The 2,190-nt window shown below is 28.1% G+C and carries 5 protein-coding genes and 1 pseudogene; all 6 read left to right on the top strand.

Translation table 11 applies throughout. The annotated features are described in order from the left end of the window. Positions 1-424 precede the first annotated feature (424 nt). Complete coding sequence (locus ACEW8E_RS11545; RefSeq protein ID WP_373480494.1) at positions 425-682, top strand: type II toxin-antitoxin system Phd/YefM family antitoxin; 258 nt, start codon at positions 425-427, stop codon at positions 680-682. Positions 683-687: 5 nt separating this feature from the next. Beyond that, positions 688-942, top strand: a complete 255-nt coding sequence (locus ACEW8E_RS11550; RefSeq protein ID WP_373480495.1) for a Txe/YoeB family addiction module toxin — start codon at positions 688-690, stop codon at positions 940-942. A gap of 149 nt (positions 943-1,091) precedes the next feature. Continuing rightward, a complete protein-coding gene (locus ACEW8E_RS11555; protein WP_373480496.1) occupies positions 1,092-1,310 on the top strand; it encodes a 2-oxoisovalerate dehydrogenase in 219 nt (72 codons plus the stop codon). After that, positions 1,307-1,549, top strand: coding sequence for a type II toxin-antitoxin system HicA family toxin (locus tag ACEW8E_RS11560; protein ID WP_373480497.1), 243 nt, complete (start codon positions 1,307-1,309; stop codon positions 1,547-1,549). Before ACEW8E_RS11555 ends, ACEW8E_RS11560 begins: the two co-directional genes overlap by 4 nt. 62 nt (positions 1,550-1,611) lie before the next feature. Further along, positions 1,612-1,875, top strand: a complete 264-nt coding sequence (locus ACEW8E_RS11565; protein ID WP_373480498.1) for a hypothetical protein — start codon at positions 1,612-1,614, stop codon at positions 1,873-1,875. A 10-nt stretch (positions 1,876-1,885) separates the two neighbouring features. Beyond that, a pseudogene (locus ACEW8E_RS11570) lies at positions 1,886-2,190 on the top strand (hypothetical protein); the annotation flags it as partial.

Genomic DNA, 2,190 nt, shown 5'->3' on the forward strand with positions numbered 1-2,190 from the left:
AATGAGAAAAATAGAGAGGAAAAAAGTCTATAATGTAGTAAAAACAGGATAGACAGAGATCTACATGGCAAAAAATTGAAAAATAAAGACAGAAAGATTAAAAATAAATAGAAAAGGTTAAAATTAAATTTTAAGTATGAAATTAGGGGAAAAAGAAAAAAAGATGAGAAAAAAAAGGTAGTTAAAATTTGAGAATGAAAAAACCCTGCTTCAAAATAAGTGCTGAACAAAGGGCTATAGATACGTTATTAGCATCATGGAACCGCACGATCGAAGATAACTTATTCACCAGAGGAGGTGGTTAAATGTCTAAATGTCATTACGACAATCCCTGTTGTCATTGCGAGGCACGAAGCAATCTCCTATAATTAACCATATAAGTACATAAACGGTAAACCAAAAATAAAATCAGTATATAAACATTATGGATGCAATCACTTATACTCAAGCTCGAAAGAACTTTACTTGTGTAATGAATCAGGTTTGCGAAAATCATGCCCCAATTATTATTACTCGTCAATCGGAAAAACCTGTGGTAATGATGTCTCTTGAAGATTATAGCTCGATCGAAGAGACATTATATTTATTACGGAGTCCAAAAAATGCTCAACGACTTTATAAAGCATTAGGAGAATTAAAACAAGGAAAATACGTAAGCCATGAGTTAATAGAAGAAAAATAAAACCCATGAAAATTTCTTTTTTAGAAGACGGTTGGCATGATTATTTGTATTGGCAAAATCAAGATAAAAAAACTTTAAAAAGAATTAATCAAATCATTAAAGATATAGAAAGAAACCCCTTTAATGGTATTGGAAAACCTGAACCCTTAAAGTTTGATTTTAGTGGATTATGGTCAAGACGTATTAATCAAGAACATCGCTTAATTTATCAAGTATTAGACGATGAGATTATTATTATTCAATGTCGTTATCATTATTAATTATGGAATCAAATTTTTAGACATAACTAATATACAAAATACACGATATTTGATCGATCAATTTTATTTCATTCTTAGAAGCAAATATTAAAATACACTCAAATTAAATCACTATTAATCATAATTTAGTAAATAAAAAATATCATATTATGAAACCTATCAAAGAAATTATTTTTTTAGTAGAAGAAGCCATAGAAGGTGGTTACACTGCCCAAGCATTAGGGGAATCAATTTTCACGGAAGCTGAAACTCTTGAACAATTAAAAATAGAAATTAAAGACGCTGTTAACTGTCATTTTATCGATGAAGAAATGCGTCCTCAAATAATTCGTTTACATATTGTTAGAGATGAGGTAATAGCATCGTGAAAACCCCCAGAGATTTATCAAGTACAGACTTAATTAAAGCTCTCAAAAAACTAGGATATAAAGTTAGTCATCAAACGGGGAGTCATATCCGTTTAAGTACAGAAGAAAATGGGGAGCATCATCTAACGATACCTGCGCATAATCCTTTAAAAATAGGAACATTAAATTCTATATTAAGAGATGTAGGAAATCATTTTAATTTTACTAAAAATGAATTAATTAATGTACTTTTTTCTTAATAACAATAAGTTTTAGTTTTTACTGAATTATTAAAACAAAATATATATTGGAGACAAAACCGATGACAGAAGTACAAATTAAAGAAAAAATTAATAACTATTTAGATAGATTACCTACTTCTAAATTAGAAGAAATAGCAATCTATATTGAAAAAATTTATCAAACAGAAAAATCTCAAAATAAACCAGTTAAAGAACCATCTGAGTTAGGGAAAAAACTGAGAGCAATTAGAGCAGAAATTATTGCAGAAGGAGAACCTTTATTAACTGCTGAACAAGTAGAAATAGAGAAAAAAATTAGACAAGGAGAATATCAGGAAAATTAATTAACTAATTATGATAAAAACTTTTATTGACTCAGGAGTATTAATTTTTGCGGCTAGAGGTGAAGGAGAATTAGCAGAAAAAGCCCTATCAATATTGGAAGATTCAGACAGAGAATTTGCCTCCAGTATTTTTATTCAATTAGAAATATTACCAAAAGCTATTTATAATAAAAAACAAACAGAAATAAATTTTTATAGCACTTATTTTGAAGCAGGGTTTTTTCATTCTCAAATTTTAACTACCTTTTTTTTCTCATCTTTTTTTCTTTTTCCCCTAATTTCATACTTAAAATTTAATTTTAACCTTTTCTATTT

The organism is Geminocystis sp. (genome assembly GCF_041753295.1).
In the GTDB taxonomy this organism is placed as follows: Bacteria; Cyanobacteriota; Cyanobacteriia; order Cyanobacteriales; family Cyanobacteriaceae; genus Geminocystis.

What these genes read in the sequence shown, in the direction of transcription:
- ACEW8E_RS11545 (WP_373480494.1), top strand. Translation starts at nt 425, where the DNA reads ATGGATGCAATCACTTATACTCAAGCTCGAAAGAACTTTACTTGTGTA.
- ACEW8E_RS11550 (WP_373480495.1), top strand. Translation starts at nt 688, where the DNA reads ATGAAAATTTCTTTTTTAGAAGACGGTTGGCATGATTATTTGTATTGG.
- ACEW8E_RS11555 (WP_373480496.1), top strand. Translation starts at nt 1,092, where the DNA reads ATGAAACCTATCAAAGAAATTATTTTTTTAGTAGAAGAAGCCATAGAA.
- ACEW8E_RS11565 (WP_373480498.1), top strand. Translation starts at nt 1,612, where the DNA reads ATGACAGAAGTACAAATTAAAGAAAAAATTAATAACTATTTAGATAGA.